13 protein-coding genes and 2 rRNA genes are annotated in these 14027 nt (G+C 44.1%); 2 read left to right on the top strand and 13 right to left on the bottom strand.

Annotated elements, in window-relative coordinates; genetic code table 11:
• Window positions 1-4: 4 nt before the first annotated feature.
• The 9 genes from AAC978_RS15625 to AAC978_RS15585 all read right to left on the bottom strand — a co-directional run bounded on the left by AAC978_RS15625 (window position 5) and on the right by AAC978_RS15585 (window position 10593).
• Window positions 5-1315, bottom strand: coding sequence for an RHS repeat-associated core domain-containing protein (locus AAC978_RS15625; RefSeq protein WP_341549000.1), 1311 nt, complete (start codon window positions 1313-1315; stop codon window positions 5-7).
• A 57-nt stretch (window positions 1316-1372) separates the two neighbouring features.
• Window positions 1373-3334 (bottom strand): YgiQ family radical SAM protein, encoded by a 1962-nt coding sequence (locus tag AAC978_RS15620; RefSeq protein ID WP_341548999.1) that lies wholly within the window; start codon window positions 3332-3334, stop codon window positions 1373-1375.
• A gap of 88 nt (window positions 3335-3422) precedes the next feature.
• The gene (locus AAC978_RS15615; protein ID WP_341548998.1) at window positions 3423-3914 is read right to left on the bottom strand and encodes a YajQ family cyclic di-GMP-binding protein; all 492 of its coding nucleotides are present in this window, start codon (window positions 3912-3914) and stop codon (window positions 3423-3425) included.
• 15 nt (window positions 3915-3929) lie between these two features.
• Complete coding sequence (locus AAC978_RS15610; RefSeq protein WP_341548997.1) at window positions 3930-4763, bottom strand: helix-turn-helix domain-containing protein; 834 nt, start codon at window positions 4761-4763, stop codon at window positions 3930-3932.
• 25 nt (window positions 4764-4788) lie between these two features.
• Window positions 4789-5526 (bottom strand): DUF3388 domain-containing protein, encoded by a 738-nt coding sequence (locus AAC978_RS15605; RefSeq protein WP_341549015.1) that lies wholly within the window; start codon window positions 5524-5526, stop codon window positions 4789-4791.
• Window positions 5510-6586: a tRNA 2-selenouridine(34) synthase MnmH gene (gene mnmH / locus AAC978_RS15600; protein WP_341548996.1), complete on the bottom strand. Its 1077-nt coding sequence runs from the start codon at window positions 6584-6586 to the stop codon at window positions 5510-5512. The genes AAC978_RS15605 and mnmH overlap by 17 nt, the downstream gene beginning before the upstream one ends.
• 69 nt (window positions 6587-6655) lie before the next feature.
• Window positions 6656-9037: an FtsK/SpoIIIE family DNA translocase gene (locus AAC978_RS15595; RefSeq protein ID WP_341548995.1), complete on the bottom strand. Its 2382-nt coding sequence runs from the start codon at window positions 9035-9037 to the stop codon at window positions 6656-6658.
• Between the two features lie 328 nt (window positions 9038-9365).
• Window positions 9366-10085 carry a ClpP family protease gene (locus tag AAC978_RS15590; protein WP_341548994.1) on the bottom strand — a complete coding sequence of 240 codons (720 nt, stop codon included), beginning with the start codon at window positions 10083-10085 and terminating at the stop codon, window positions 9366-9368.
• Window positions 10086-10251: 166 nt separating this feature from the next.
• A complete protein-coding gene (locus AAC978_RS15585; RefSeq protein WP_341548993.1) occupies window positions 10252-10593 on the bottom strand; it encodes a hypothetical protein in 342 nt (113 codons plus the stop codon).
• Window positions 10594-10739: 146 nt separating this feature from the next.
• On the opposite strand from AAC978_RS15585, the gene AAC978_RS15580 reads away from it, so the two are divergent.
• Together AAC978_RS15580 and AAC978_RS15575 are read left to right on the top strand one after the other, a co-directional pair.
• Entirely contained in the window at window positions 10740-12296 is a 1557-nt protein-coding gene (locus tag AAC978_RS15580) for an ABC-F family ATP-binding cassette domain-containing protein (RefSeq protein ID WP_341548992.1), read from the top strand.
• A gap of 145 nt (window positions 12297-12441) precedes the next feature.
• On the top strand, window positions 12442-12588 hold the full coding sequence (locus AAC978_RS15575; protein WP_341548991.1) for a small, acid-soluble spore protein, alpha/beta type: 147 nt from the start codon (window positions 12442-12444) through the stop codon (window positions 12586-12588).
• A gap of 74 nt (window positions 12589-12662) precedes the next feature.
• On the opposite strand, the gene AAC978_RS15570 is transcribed toward AAC978_RS15575, so the two are convergent.
• The 4 genes from AAC978_RS15570 to rrf (AAC978_RS15560) form a co-directional block, all read right to left on the bottom strand.
• The gene (locus AAC978_RS15570; RefSeq protein ID WP_341548990.1) at window positions 12663-12968 is read right to left on the bottom strand and encodes a type II toxin-antitoxin system RelE/ParE family toxin; all 306 of its coding nucleotides are present in this window, start codon (window positions 12966-12968) and stop codon (window positions 12663-12665) included.
• Window positions 12958-13224, bottom strand: a complete 267-nt coding sequence (locus AAC978_RS15565; protein WP_341548989.1) for a type II toxin-antitoxin system Phd/YefM family antitoxin — start codon at window positions 13222-13224, stop codon at window positions 12958-12960. The genes AAC978_RS15570 and AAC978_RS15565 overlap by 11 nt, the downstream gene beginning before the upstream one ends.
• 330 nt (window positions 13225-13554) lie before the next feature.
• Window positions 13555-13675: ribosomal RNA gene (rrf, locus tag AAC978_RS16190) — 5S ribosomal RNA — on the bottom strand.
• 133 nt (window positions 13676-13808) lie between these two features.
• Window positions 13809-13925, bottom strand: a 5S ribosomal RNA gene (rrf, locus tag AAC978_RS15560).
• Window positions 13926-14027: the final 102 nt, after the last annotated feature.

Below are 14027 nucleotides of genomic sequence, written 5' to 3'. Positions count from 1 at the left end.
TATATTACTTAAATCCCCTATCTCCCCACTTCCTCAATTTATTATACTCAGAACCCGGTCCTGTTAAATAATTACCCGGTCCATATTTTTCGTCACAAAGTCTTTTCGCAAAGTCGTTACCATTTTCTCCAGGGTTAGGTCTTTTTCCTTTTGCCCAACTTGGTACATCATTTGCTTTTTCTTTGCCACTTTGTTTTGCCATATACATAAGGCCTGCCGTAGCCACAGCTGCTCCACCTAGTATCACCCAACCAACCGGATTCCAAGACAATGCTGTACCAGTTCCATAAGCAACACCTAGTCCGCTTCCCCCTAGTGCCAGCACAGTAGCCATTCTTCCATCCGGGTCCACATTATTCACCGGATCTCCATTAGCATACGCATAAGCATTTTGGCTCAAGGGATTATCTAAGGTTCCACCGTGCGGATCTCTCGATATAAACCTAGCACTATCCGGATCATAATATCTGGCCTGCAGATAATACAGATTTGTCTCAGTATCCTGCACATAGGAAGCATACCGGATGGGCTGGTCCTTGACAGCAGATGATCCGCCTACTGTTACTATACCCCAAGGATCGTAACTGTAATCCGCAACCGAATTCCCGACTGCATCGACAATTCTTACCACATCCCCGCGGTAGTTGGTGACGTAATAATAGGTTGTCCCTGTACTGTCGGTGAGGCTCACCGGTTTGCCGTTCGCCCATGTGAAGGCATAGACTGTGGCGTTGTTGCTGGTGACGCGGATAAGGTTAGTCCCGTCGTAATGGTAATTATACGTCACGCCGCCTGTGGCCTTGCTCTTGCGCAGACCGTCTGGATGATAGGTGTAGCTTGCGATCACACTGCCCGTGCCTTTGTTTTTAACAGCGGTAAGCTGTCCATGGCCGTTCCACTCATAATTATATTTGTTGTCTTGGCGCAGATTTCCTGCCTGATCATAGGTGAACCCGTTAATTTCATTGGCGTCATTGAAGGTATAGGCATGACCATGGGGGGTTAAGAGATTTCCAGCTTTGTCGTAGTTGAAGGTTACAGCATTCTGCCCAGTTTTAGTCCAAGAGGTAAGACGCTTGGCAAAATCATAAACGAAGGTCTGATGGACCGATATGCCTCCAACTTTTTCAGTGTAGCTCTGGACCTGTCCGTTGGCGTTATACCCATAGTTTATCTCCAGATTGGCGCTACCTGTTACAGTCTGACTCTTAAGTCTGGCTGCATCGTCATAGTCCTGATAGATTGACGTTGCTCCTTGTTTTACCCTGATGATCGATCCTTTTTCGTCAAAAAATGCCTGTCCCAAATTAGACAACGTTGTCTAATTTGGGACAGGCACATGATTTTCTTTGGTTTTTATGATCTTTTAGACTTATGATCTTTTAGACTTATGATCTTTTTTAGCCCTTGTGGGTTTGCCTTGATCCACCTTCTTGTTTTTTGCTGGTTTAGGTAACTGGGTATCCTTACCCTTTCTTACTGGCTTAGCTAACTGAGCACCCTTTTCCTTCTCGACCGGTTTCTTATGCAGTGAACGTGGACGAATCAGGCATTTCGGGCCAAAGCCTATTAGGTCCTCTCGGTGGGCTAGCTTCAGCGCCTTTTCCACTAGATCATAATTTTTAGGGTTCCGGTATTGGATCAGAGCTCTTTGCATAGCCTTTTCTTCCATGGACCGTGGAACATAGATCTTTTCCATGGTGCGCGGATCCAAACCCGTGTAATACATACAGGTCGAGAGGGTCCCTGGGGTAGGAATGAAGTCCTGAACCTGCTCTGGGTTCACACCCATATCTCGGACATACTCCGCTAGTTCGATGGCTTCTGTTAACCCGCTACCGGGATGTGACGACATCAGATAGGGAACCAAATACTGTTTTTTCCCAACCTCTTCGTTCATCGCCCTGAAGTCTTCCGCGAAACGCTCATAGACCTTTTTCCCGGGTTTCCCCATGCGCTTTAATACCTTATCACTCACATGTTCGGGAGCTACCTTCAGTTGCCCGCTCACATGGTGTTCGCACAACTCCCTTAAAAAAGAGGTATTTTTATCGGCTAGGACCACATCGTAGCGAATTCCCGAACGGACAAAAACCTTTTTCACCTTTGGAATATTGCGTAATCGTCGCAGAAGTTCAATATACTCCGTATGATCTACATCCGCCTTAGCACAAGGTGATGGAAAAAGGCATTGCTTATTAGGGCAGGCACCACGCTTGAGCTGGGCCTTGCAAGCTGGGCGACGAAAATTGGCCGTAGGTCCCCCTACATCATGAATATACCCTTTAAAACGAGGATTCCAAGTCAATTGCTCTGCTTCTCGGACGATGGATTCTGCACTTCTACCTTGGATGATTCTTCCCTGATGAAAGGTCAGAGCACAGAAGGAGCAACCCCCATAGCACCCTCTGGAGCTAACTAAGCTGAACTCTACTTCTTCGATGGCCGGCACCCCACCCTCTTGCTCATAGATAGGATGATAGGTTCCCACATAAGGAAGGGCGTAGACCGCATCCATCTCTGATTGGGTTAAGGGGAAATTGGGAGGATACTGCAACACTCCACCCCGTCCGTGGTCTTGGAACATTGCCTTCCCATAGTAAGGATCTTGTTGATTGTATTGTACCCAAAAGCCTTCAGCGTATTTCCGCTTATCTTCCACTACATCTGTAAAGGAAGGAAGCTCTAAAGCATCAGCAGGAGCATCCTGCTTCCAAGGAACCACAGTGCCACGTATGCCTTGGATCTCATGGATGGGAGTTCCCTCTGCTAAGGCGTTTGCTACTTGAACAATGGCCTTCTCTCCCATTCCAAATACCAGTAGATCAGCTTGACTGTCGAGAAGGATGGATCGTTTTACTTTATTGCTCCAGAAATCATAGTGAGCAAAACGCCTTAATGAAGCTTCGATACCACCTATGATCACTGGCAAACCTGGAAAAGCCTCACGAACCTTATTGGCGTAGACAATCGTGGAATTATCAGGGCGTAACCCTGCTTTTCCGCCTGGTGAATACACATCCCTTTGTCGCCGTTTCTTAGCAGCTGTATAATGGTCCACCATAGAATCGAGATTTCCACCGGATAAAAGACAAGCCAAGCGAGGCCTGCCTAGCACTTGAAAAGCATCCACTTCTCGCCAATCAGGCTGAGCTATAATGCCTACTTTATATCCTTGCTTCTCAAGAATCCGGGAGATGATGGCAATTCCAAAGCTGGGATGGTCCACATAGGCATCACCTGTAATGAGCAGAAAATCTAGTTCTGCCCAGCCGCGTTTTTTCATATCCTCCCTACTAATGGGTAAAAATTGGGGGATTTTAATTGAACTCACTCCTAACTCTATAGAGAAAAATATCGAGATAGTTTATCTGTAGAAGGTGTCAAAGTGAAAAAACTCCCACAAAGGTGGGAGATCTTTCTCAACGATAATTAATGAACTGAAGATCGACGCCTAGATCCTGCTTACGCAATAAACTAATAACGGCCTGCAAATCATCTTTATCCTTACCGGTCACACGAACCTGATCACCTTGGATAGAGCTGGTCACTTTGATTTTACTATCCTTAATTATCTTATTGATTTCTTTGCCTTTTTCCTGAGAGATTCCTTGGATCAGCTTGACTTCCTGACGAACTGTATCGCCTGCAGCCGCTTGGATTTTCCCATAATCTAAGGCTCTAAGGGAAACCTGCCGTTTTACCAATTTACCCTCCAAAATGTCGACGACATTGCGCAACTTAAAATCATCATCGGAAATCAATGTGATTTTATCCTCTTGGAGTTCAATAGAGGATTTACTGTTTTTAAAATCAAAGCGCTGTTCAATTTCCTTTTGCGCTTGATGAACTGCATTCGTCACTTCCTGCAAATCCACTTTCGAAACAATATCAAATGATGAATCCTTCGCCACGAATTTCTCTCCTTTTTAATTCCCAGTGTCTTTTTTGAGAATGATATTATGTACAACCTGTCCTTCAGTGCCCAAGCTTGGATAAGTCTTGCCATTGAGGATTACGGAAAGTCCACCTGCATTCCCTACGGTGACCAATTCAATTTGCTCCTTGGCCTTTAACTCCTTAGTCACCCCTTGAGTAAAGGTTCCCTCCAAAGCAGGCTTGCCATCCACATTGATCCGAACCCAACAAGGCTGACTAAATATCAATTGTGCAACCAAGCCTTCTGCCTCCTGAGCAATCACATTTTGGGGGTCTGGGGCTGGTGTCTCAAGAGGATTCGGGGTCTCGACAGAGTTCGGAGTGGTAGCAGGGTTAAGAGTCTCAGGGGGTGTTTGTGTCGTTGGGGAAGTTTCCGGTTGTTGAACAATCTCTTCTTGAGGAATAGTAGGTAATGGTGTAGTTATGTCTTTAGGGGTGACGCCGGTGCCTTGCTGCTTACTCAGTGTCGCAATTAGGATCACCACACTTAAGGCCACAACTCCGGTTAAAGCCACAAGGGTGGGTTTTACCCACGTGGGTATTTTTTTAGGCCTGATAAGCGTCTTTTCAACGACTACAGGCTCTTTAATGGGCTGTTCTGAAGCTTTGTAAAGTGCTAAAACCTCATCCGAGCTTAATCCTAAATGCTTGGCATAGGTTCTTATGAAGCCTTTGGTATAAGTAGAACCTGGCAAAACATTATACTCTTCATCTTCCAAGGCCTCCAAATAGCGAATCCTAATTTTTGTCACTTCTTCAGCTTGGGTTAAGCTCCATCCTTTATCTACACGGGCGTTACGAAGGATTTGTCCCTCTCCTGCCATGATAACCCCTCCCTCATCTCATTCTTTAACTTATATCAAAGGAAGAAAAACTAATCGCTACATCTTCTGTTCTAATCTCATCTTCTGGAAGATTACGAATTTCAATAATAAAATCAAAGTCGAGATCAATTCGACCATCGCGGAGAAAAACCTCCGGGTGTTCAATAATTTTGGGGGTAGGCATTTCCATCACGCGTTTGAGTAATTCCCAGTGGACATCATCCCCACGTGAGGTACTCGTAATTCCATCGATCAAAAAGATGGAATCCTCCGCCTCATCGAGCATCAGGGTAGTACGAAGAGTTTGGCGTATGATTGTGGAAGATAATAGTATCCACTTCTTGTTAGCATAAACGCATGCGCTAATAGCCGCTTCAGTTTTACCAACTCGGGGTGCACCTCGTATCCCGATTAAACGATGGCCACCTCCAGTTAAAGTATCCCCTAAAAAGTCAACGAGCACTCCTAATTCTTCACGTATAAAACGATAAGTCGGTGGATTGTTTGCTATCATGTCCAGACGATGCCCGTGACGTAATGCTAGGCGATCAAAAAGGGTTGGCTCCCGAAAAGCCGTGACTTGAATAGCAGACACACTGTCTAAAGCTCCTTTCAGCGCTTGAACCTTATCCGCGCACGGAAACTCTAACAGAAACCCTCGATGACGATCCCCGATACCATTGACCGTTAAAATATTGATCTCTAACATCCCCATCAAGGTCGTGACGGCACCTAATAAACCGGGTTTATTTTGCTGAATCACGTATTCCAGATAGAGTTGCTGTTCCGGGTATGCCCGACCACTGATCAAGGTAATCCTCCAATTCTCTTAATCCCTTTTCAGGATCAAGATGGCTTATGGCATAATCATAATCCCCCTGCGGGCCATTAGGATAGGCATAAATAGCATCGTAATACTTAAGCATCTCTTCAGTAAATGCTTCCAGATTTCCTTGATCTAATAATGTGGTATATAATGAAATTTTCTTATGTCCGAGTATCTTAGTAAGTCGGCCTAAGGCAGACTTAATCTCAGGTATGGCATTAGGGAATTGAGCGTATTCTTTCACTAAACGATCGACACGATTCCGGATGGAATCATAGAGCAGGATTTGCGGACCGGTCTTCATAGCATCAAAAAAGGAAGGTGGCAAGTTAATCCTACCAATTCTCTTGCTTTCACATTCCACAATAACATACGGAAAATGGCTCACTTCGCTAAGTCGTTCATATAATGCAGCTTCAAAGTCCTTCTGGGAAGGAGCAGAACCTAAACCTATAGAACCAAATACAGAGCCTCTATTATTAGCTAGGGCCTCAAGGTCGATAGCCGGATAGCCGTCCTTTTTTAGTCTAGCTAAAATCTCCGTTTTGCCGACACCGGTATTACCTCGTAAGACAACTACTTTGAAAGGAAACTCTCGATTAAAGTATTCAGTAATCCAATGACGATAGGCCTTATATCCTCCTTGTAATCGATAAACGGATAAGCCCATCAAGTCAAAAACATTAGCTAGGGATTTGCTTCTCATCCCTCCACGCCAACAAAATAGGACTAGAGAATGTCCCTTCGCCCACTGCGAAGCTTGTTCATAGAGCCCCTTCAACTTTGGGCCTACAATCTCCAAACCCTGCGCCTTCGCCAAAGCAGGCGAAATCTGCACATATGTCGTGCCGATCATGGCTCTCTCTTCATTATTAAATAAAGGCAAATTCAAAGCACCAGGAATAGTTGCCTCCTGATATTCGCCTTCGGAACGCACATCAACCAACAACAAATTCTTGACTTCGCTTAACTCTTCGACTGTTATTTCATGGATCATGATTTATTTCCTCTAATTTATACTATTCTCCTTTAATATAATAAATCCTCTCAACAAAATGTGCAACTTTTATCCAATTTCTTCTTCTTCCAAACCAAACTTCTGCTCAAATTGCCCCTTAGTTAGCAAAACCTCACGGGGTTTAGACCCTTCATAACCACCTACGACACCCTTCTCTTCCAGCAAATCCATCAGTCGTGCTGCTCGAGTATAGCCTATACGAAGTCTTCGCTGTAACAAAGAGACAGAGGCATTCCCAGCTTCGATAAAGAGTATGGCTGCTTGACGGAACAACTCATCACCTGCATCTTCGGCTGGTTTATTGGTTCCTAATTCCATGTGGGGTATCTCCTGATACTCCGGCTTAGCCTGATTTTGCAGAAAGTGGACAACGTTCTCCACTTCCTTATCAGCTAAGTAACACCCTTGAACACGAATCGGCTTGCTTGCTCCCATCGGATAGTAGAGCATGTCCCCACGCCCTAAGAGCTTCTCTGCGCCATTCATATCCAGAATGGTTCGAGAATCGATCTGAGAAGACACGGCGAAGGCAATCCGCGAAGGAATATTGGCTTTGATCAAACCTGTGATAACATCCACTGATGGACGCTGAGTAGCAATTAAGAGATGGATTCCCGCTGCTCGCGCCATCTGAGCTAACCGGCAGATGGAATCTTCTACATCACCGGGGGCAACCATCATTAAATCAGCTAACTCATCGATAATGACGACAACATAAGGAAGAGGAAGTGCATCCTCTTTCTTTTCTTGAGTTCGCAAAAAATTATAGCGAACGATATCTCTTACTCCAGCTGCTGCAAAAAGCTCATAACGGGTCTCCATTTCCGTGACAATCCATTTCAAGGCCCCTGCAGCTTTCTTAGGGTCGGTAACCACCGGTGCAATGAGATGGGGAATTCCATTATAGTTAGTTAACTCCACCATCTTCGGATCCACTAGCAGGAATTTCACTTCATCCGGCCGAGCTTTATATAAGATACTATTAATTAGTGTATTTACACAGACTGATTTTCCTGATCCTGTAGCACCCGCAATCAGCAAGTGAGGCATTTTTGTCAAATCAGCTACAATGGGACTACCTGTAATATCTTTACCCAGAACCACCGTAAGCTTGCTTGGGGCATTTTGAAACTCTGGAGTTTCCAGAACTTCTCGGAAATGCACTGTTGCAATCTCTTTATTGGGAACCTCAATACCCACCACAGACTTTCCCGGTACAGGAGCCTCAATCCGTACGTCTGTAGCTGCTAAGCTCAAAGCAATATCATCGGACAGATTAGTTATCTTACTCACTTTTACCCCAGGAGCAGGTTGCGCTTCATAGCGGGTAATAGCGGGACCTTGCATAACATGAGTCACCTTAATCTTTACCCCAAAGCTTTCCAAGGTATCCTCGAGAATCTTCACATTATCGGCCAAATCCTTATTAATACGTGGGTTCTTCACCTTCATACTTTTATTGAGAAGAGTAAGATTGGGTAGCTGAAAATCACTTCCCTCTCTCAGTGCCATTCTCGAGACAGGAGTACCGGTAACCTTGCCCGGCGGAATAATCCCCGAACCTGCTTCGCCCCCCCGAGCCTGTGAGAATTTCTTCCCTTCCAAAGGTGAAGTTGTTTGCGTCACTGGACGATCAGACAGAGATTTTTCCCCTTCCGCATCGTGATCTGCCAAGTCTTGAAGGGTTCGAATAATCACCGGCCGTTCGAGCTCAGGCTCTAATACCTTCATATGATCCACAGAGGTCTTGGTTTCTTTCTTTTTAAGATTCTTACGAGATTCCTTCTTTTCTTTTGGCTCGACCTGTTGAGCATCGACAGAATCCTCGTCAGTATCCTGCATCACATAAATAAAATCTTCAACATGTCCTTTAACCCAATGCCCGGAATCCTTACTCGCTTTTTGGACCAGTTGGAGACCGTTGATTAAAGATCGATTCGTTATCAGTAGTGCCCCGATCAATGCCATTACGATAAGCACCACGTATCCACCGGAAATCCCTACTGATGCCTTCAGTACGATGGCAATCCCAGCACCGATTAAGCCACCACCATGGCCCATCATTCCTTCAGCAATGAAATGTTCTTTCTTATAGGCTTCAATCCCGGGCAATTGAAAATGCAGTATTCCTTCAAGGGTTAACCATAAGAGGACGACTCCCATAGTCCGCCATTGATTGTCGATATGTTTACGATTCATATAGGCGATTCCCCACGCCCCTAGCATCAGCATGAGCAAAACACGACCGCTTCCTGCTAGAATGTTTAAGCCTTCTTCTATCTTCCCCCCAATTAGACCATTACTCCCAGAATAAATAGTGACTATACCCAAGACAGCCAAGCCCAGAGCGATGATCCCTATGACTTCATGTCTGACACTATCTTTAAGAAAGCCCTTCTTCTTTACTGTACGAGTTTTTCTCTTTGCCAAAAAACATCCCTCAAATCAATTGTTATACTTACGAAGCTTCACTTTAGATGCGTATGATCCGAAGACTATATCTATCTATATCGCTTATGAATCTATTCGTTATTTCTACATATAGGATATATTTCCTTCACAGGTGTCATACTTCCTTCTTCTATCGCGTCATAGCTTGTCATCTTTTAATTATATAAAACCCGACTTCGCCGTGCACTAGATTTACGCCTAGTAGCTAGCGAAGTCGTTAGTAGCACCTATACTTTCGACCGATCAAAAAGAAAACTTATTCACCCTGATAGTATAACAAAAAATCGGCCCTAAAGCCGATTTATTCTTAATTTAAACTTTCGCGTTTTTCTGATATGAGCCGCTTCAGCTCTTGATGGGCTTCTTTTAACCCTCCAACGGCATCAATCAAGCCAATATCTACGGCATCTTGACCAATTAAAATCGTCCCGATGTCTTGTGCTAGCTCACCGGTTGCAAACATAAGGTGCTTAAGCTGTTCTTCTGTAATCCTGGAGTGCTGAAGAATAAAACGATTAATGCGCTCCTGCATCTTTTGCAAGTACTCAAATTGTTGATGACCATTGATAACTAACCCTGTATAACGAATGGGATGTAAGGTCATCGTTCCCGTAGGGGAGATGAAGCTTCGACTACAGCTCACAGCAATCGGGATACCAATGCTGTGTCCGCCACCAAGTACGATCGAAACACTTGGCTTACTTAAACTACTAACCAGCTCGGAAATAGCCAGACCCGCCTCTACATCCCCCCCGGCAGTATTAAGAATCAGTAAGATTCCTTCTATCCTAGGGTTCTGTTCTACGGCAACTAATTGAGGAATGACATGCTCATATTTTGTGGCTTTTGACTGAGCGGGAAGGACTTGATGGCCTTCAATCTGACCAACCACCGTTAGACAATAAATATTCTCTGAAGGCTCCGGTATCTGGATTTGCCCTAATTCCTTCAAGTTCTCAGCTTCTGGATTTAATGATTCCTTATTTTCATCAGTTTGACTCACAAAGCACTCTCCTTCCAAGATCATGTTCATCTATCCCTTTAGACGAAAGGTTGAAAATATCCCATAAATGTGCTGACAAAATAATGACTAAGACAAGTCAATAATTCGCAAATGAACGACACAAATATAGCCTTATCTTATTATGGAAGTTTTCTTATTAAAAAATGCAGGCTCACAAGGCCTGCATTTTTTACCTACTAATTAATATTATCCAGGAACGACACAATACATCGCGAAATATTGACGAACTCACCGGTCCGCTATCCCTTAATCTCTTATATAGTCCACTGCCTAGATATTGGCCTGCAAAATAGGCGGCTATAAATGCAATTATAATCAAACCCAGCCATGGTAATTCGCTATGTTGACGCAGATAGGCTACAAATGGTACGGGGAGGTGAATCGCCAAAAACCATTGAACAGAAAGCTTTCTCACATTAGCCCGCCAATAACCAAAGGGAATATTGAATAAGACGATGACCATTAGGAAACAGATGAAGCTGAACACCTTAGCACCTCCCCATCTATCCATATGTTGAAACGTCACTAACTATAACATCAATTTCTAACAGAAACACAACGGAAATATTCCTTTGACTTCTTCTCATACTTTTTTTATACTAGCAGAGTATATTATCAATCCATCGTGTTATAAGGTGGATAGCATAGGAGTTTAGCATGAGCATTTTAAATGTTGAAAATGTGAACCATGGCTTCGGGGGACGCCAGATTCTTGAAGATACAACCTTCCGCCTCCTTAAAGGAGAGCATGTTGGCTTAGTTGGAGCAAATGGCGAAGGTAAATCTACTTTTTTAGATATTATCACTGGCAAACTTATTCCTGATGAAGGTAAAGTTGAATGGTCTAATCGAGTCACCGTAGGGTACTTAGATCAGCACAGTGTCTTAACCAAAGGAAAAACTATTCGTGATGTTCTCAAAGAGGCCTTTCAAAAGATGTTCGAGCTCGAAAATGAAATGCTTGAGCTTTACAACCTCATGGGCGAAGCTACAGAAGAGCAAATGACCAAAATGATGGAGGATGTCGGTGAAATCCAGACGACCTTAGAGCATAACGGCTTCTATATCATCGATGCTAAAATTGAAGAAGTGGCCAATGGCTTAGGTTTAGGAGAAATCGGTTTAGATCGAGATGTGGCCGATTTAAGCGGTGGTCAGCGGACGAAGGTACTTCTAACCAAGCTATTGCTTCAAAAACCAACTATATTGATACTAGATGAGCCCACCAACTATTTAGATGCCGAGCATATCGTCTGGCTTAGTAATTATCTTAAGAACTACGAGAACGCCTTTATCCTTGTTTCCCATGACATCCCCTTCTTAAATGATGTGGTCAATGTGATTTACCATGTGGAAAATGCTGAACTATCTCGCTACACCGGCAACTACGAGCAATTTATGCAGCTCCATTCAATTAAGAAAGAACAAGAGTTGAAAGCCTATGAAAAGCAGCAAAAAGAAGTCGATCGCCTCGAAGACTTTATAGCACGCAATAAAGCACGCATCTCAACCACCGGGCGAGCAAAGAGTCGTCAAAAACAGCTTGAGAAGATGGAGATTTTGGAGAAACCCAAGGAGAAAATCCGACCTCAATTCCGCTTTAAAGAAGCGCGAACACCAGGTCGTGTGATTTTTGAGGCTATGGATTTAGTGCTCGGTTATGATGAACCCTTAACACGCCCGGTTAATCTAAAGTTGGAGCGGGGTCAAAAAGTAGCCATTCGCGGAGTCAATGGCTTAGGTAAAACGACCCTTCTCAAAACTCTCCTGGGCATAATTCCTCCTATCAGCGGCGAGAGCATTCTCGGCGATTACCTTGTCCCCGGCTATTTTGAGCAAGAATCCAACCGTGGCAACAACAATACCCCACTTGAAGAAATCTGGCAGGAATTTCCTGGGCTCACTAACTATGAAGCTCGCCAAGCTCTCGCTAAATGCGGTCTTACCAACGAGCATATTTCTAACAAGATGATGGTCTTAAGCGGCGGTGAAAGTGCCAAAGTAAGACTCTGCAAGCTCATGCTGAAAGAAATCAATTTCCTTGTTTTGGACGAGCCCACTAACCATCTCGATGTGGATGCCAAGGACGAATTAAAAAAAGCAATCCAGGATTTCAAGGGAACGGTCCTCTTAGTATCTCACGATCCGGATTTCTACGAAAATTGGGTCTCAGATATTTGGAATTTGGAGCAATGGACAACCAAAATTGTTTAACGGCCAACCCCTCCAGCATTTCAATATCTTGCTTTACACTGCCCAAAAATTACCTGATTATTTGTCCTGAAATAGGGTAAATTAGAATTAGTGATTCAAGCCTCAATAATCTAAACTACAAAAACATCATAGGAGGTAATCAATCATGGCAAAGTACAATTTACCCGTAGACAAAAATTCGGTAGCTTCCCAGTTTAACGTCGCTTTAGGTCCAGACGCTACATCCCGTCAAAATGGTTCCGTTGGTGGCGAAATGGTTCGCCGTACATTTGAGAGCTTCGGAAAAAGATAAATAACAGCCAACAAGGGGGCGTGCGAAAATTAAATTTTCGCACGCCCCCTTCATTATGGATATCATATATTATCCTAAAACTCGCTCTTTGAATATCGCACAGTAACAACAAGAACCTGCTTCTTCGCATCTACAATACGGTATAAAATCGTAAAATTATCAACGATAAGCTGGCGATATCCCCTGTTGGCATAGGTTCCTGTTCTTCTTAATGCTCCTCGCTTTGGCATGCTCTCTAAGCTGAAAATGGCTTCCTCCAACGAGTCAACCAATTTTGCAGCTATAATCGGCTCGATCAATGTTTCAGCAATATATTCATATATGCCTTCCAAATCGCGGTATGCACGAGGTAGTAATTTTATGGCGAATTTATTTATCAAAATGCTTCCTCTTTAAGTTCGATAAAGCATCTCTTGCATCTATAAGCTGGTCATCAGTAGTATACTCAGCCTCGGCTTCCGCGATAGCCGCATCGAGTTCACAACTCCCTAACATGGAATCAAAGGTTTCAATGCTCATTACAACTAAGTCGCCATAACCATTTTTCGTTATGAATATCGGCTCCTTCTTGGCATGACACAGTTCGGAAATTTCATTAGTGTTTCTTAAATCAGAAATCGGTATTATCTGAGGCATAGTAGACGCCCCCTTCCATGTACATCATTATAGCATTATTATGTACACTTTACAATAAGTTGACTCCATAATGACGGTCTCTTTGCTTACTCACCTGACAACACGAAATGCGGATACGAAATAGTCCGGTGGACTGTTCGCCGAAGCGGAAACTACAAAGAATACTCTTCCGCTGAGGGTTCTTTTCGCCACACTGCGTCCCAATACGAACACTCCTGCAATGTGGACATTACTTTCCTAGGTACCCCAGAGCACCATGCACTTCGTCATCTCGTTTTCACTTTAGTGAAAAGCAAAAAGACCATCATAATGACGGTCTCTTTCGCGTTTACCTGGCAACGACTTACTTTCCCAGAACCCTGCGGTCCAAGTATCATCAGCCCTGGAGGTCTTAACTTCCGTGTTCGAGATACGAAATGATCCAGTGGATCATTTCGGCCAAGCCACACGGCCACATAAACATGCTACGTGGCGCCGGCCGAACGGGTGGAACCGACCCCAAAACATCATGCATTTCGTCTACTTAGTTTTCACTTTAGTGAAAAGCAAAGAGACCATCTAAATGACGGTCTCTTTGCTTAGTTACCTGGCAACGACTTACTTTCCCAGGACCCTGCGGTCCAAGTATCATCAGCCCTGGAGGTCTTAACTTCCGTGTTCGGGATGGGAACGGGTGGAACCCCTCCGGAATAATCACCAGATCTTTGAAGTTTTCAGTCTCCCTCGCGGGATCCTGTTCCCTCAAAACTGCACAGATCTCTCATAACTGTTATTAGTCGTTCATCTTCCTCACTGCAGATTTG

The sequence above is a fragment of the Desulfitobacterium sp. THU1 genome (assembly GCF_038181555.1).
In the GTDB taxonomy this organism is placed as follows: domain Bacteria; phylum Bacillota; class Desulfitobacteriia; order Desulfitobacteriales; family Desulfitobacteriaceae; genus Desulfitobacterium.
This window is presented reverse-complemented; position numbering and strand designations above follow the sequence as displayed.

What these genes read in the sequence shown, in the direction of transcription:
- AAC978_RS15590 (WP_341548994.1), bottom strand. Translation starts at nt 10,085, where the DNA reads ATGATCTTGGAAGGAGAGTGCTTTGTGAGTCAAACTGATGAAAATAAG.
- mnmH (WP_341548996.1), bottom strand. Translation starts at nt 6,586, where the DNA reads ATGATCCATGAAATAACAGTCGAAGAGTTAAGCGAAGTCAAGAATTTG.
- AAC978_RS15610 (WP_341548997.1), bottom strand. Translation starts at nt 4,763, where the DNA reads ATGGCAGGAGAGGGACAAATCCTTCGTAACGCCCGTGTAGATAAAGGA.
- AAC978_RS15575 (WP_341548991.1), top strand. Translation starts at nt 12,442, where the DNA reads ATGGCAAAGTACAATTTACCCGTAGACAAAAATTCGGTAGCTTCCCAG.
- AAC978_RS15580 (WP_341548992.1), top strand. Translation starts at nt 10,740, where the DNA reads ATGAGCATTTTAAATGTTGAAAATGTGAACCATGGCTTCGGGGGACGC.
- AAC978_RS15565 (WP_341548989.1), bottom strand. Translation starts at nt 13,224, where the DNA reads ATGCCTCAGATAATACCGATTTCTGATTTAAGAAACACTAATGAAATT.
- AAC978_RS15585 (WP_341548993.1), bottom strand. Translation starts at nt 10,593, where the DNA reads ATGGATAGATGGGGAGGTGCTAAGGTGTTCAGCTTCATCTGTTTCCTA.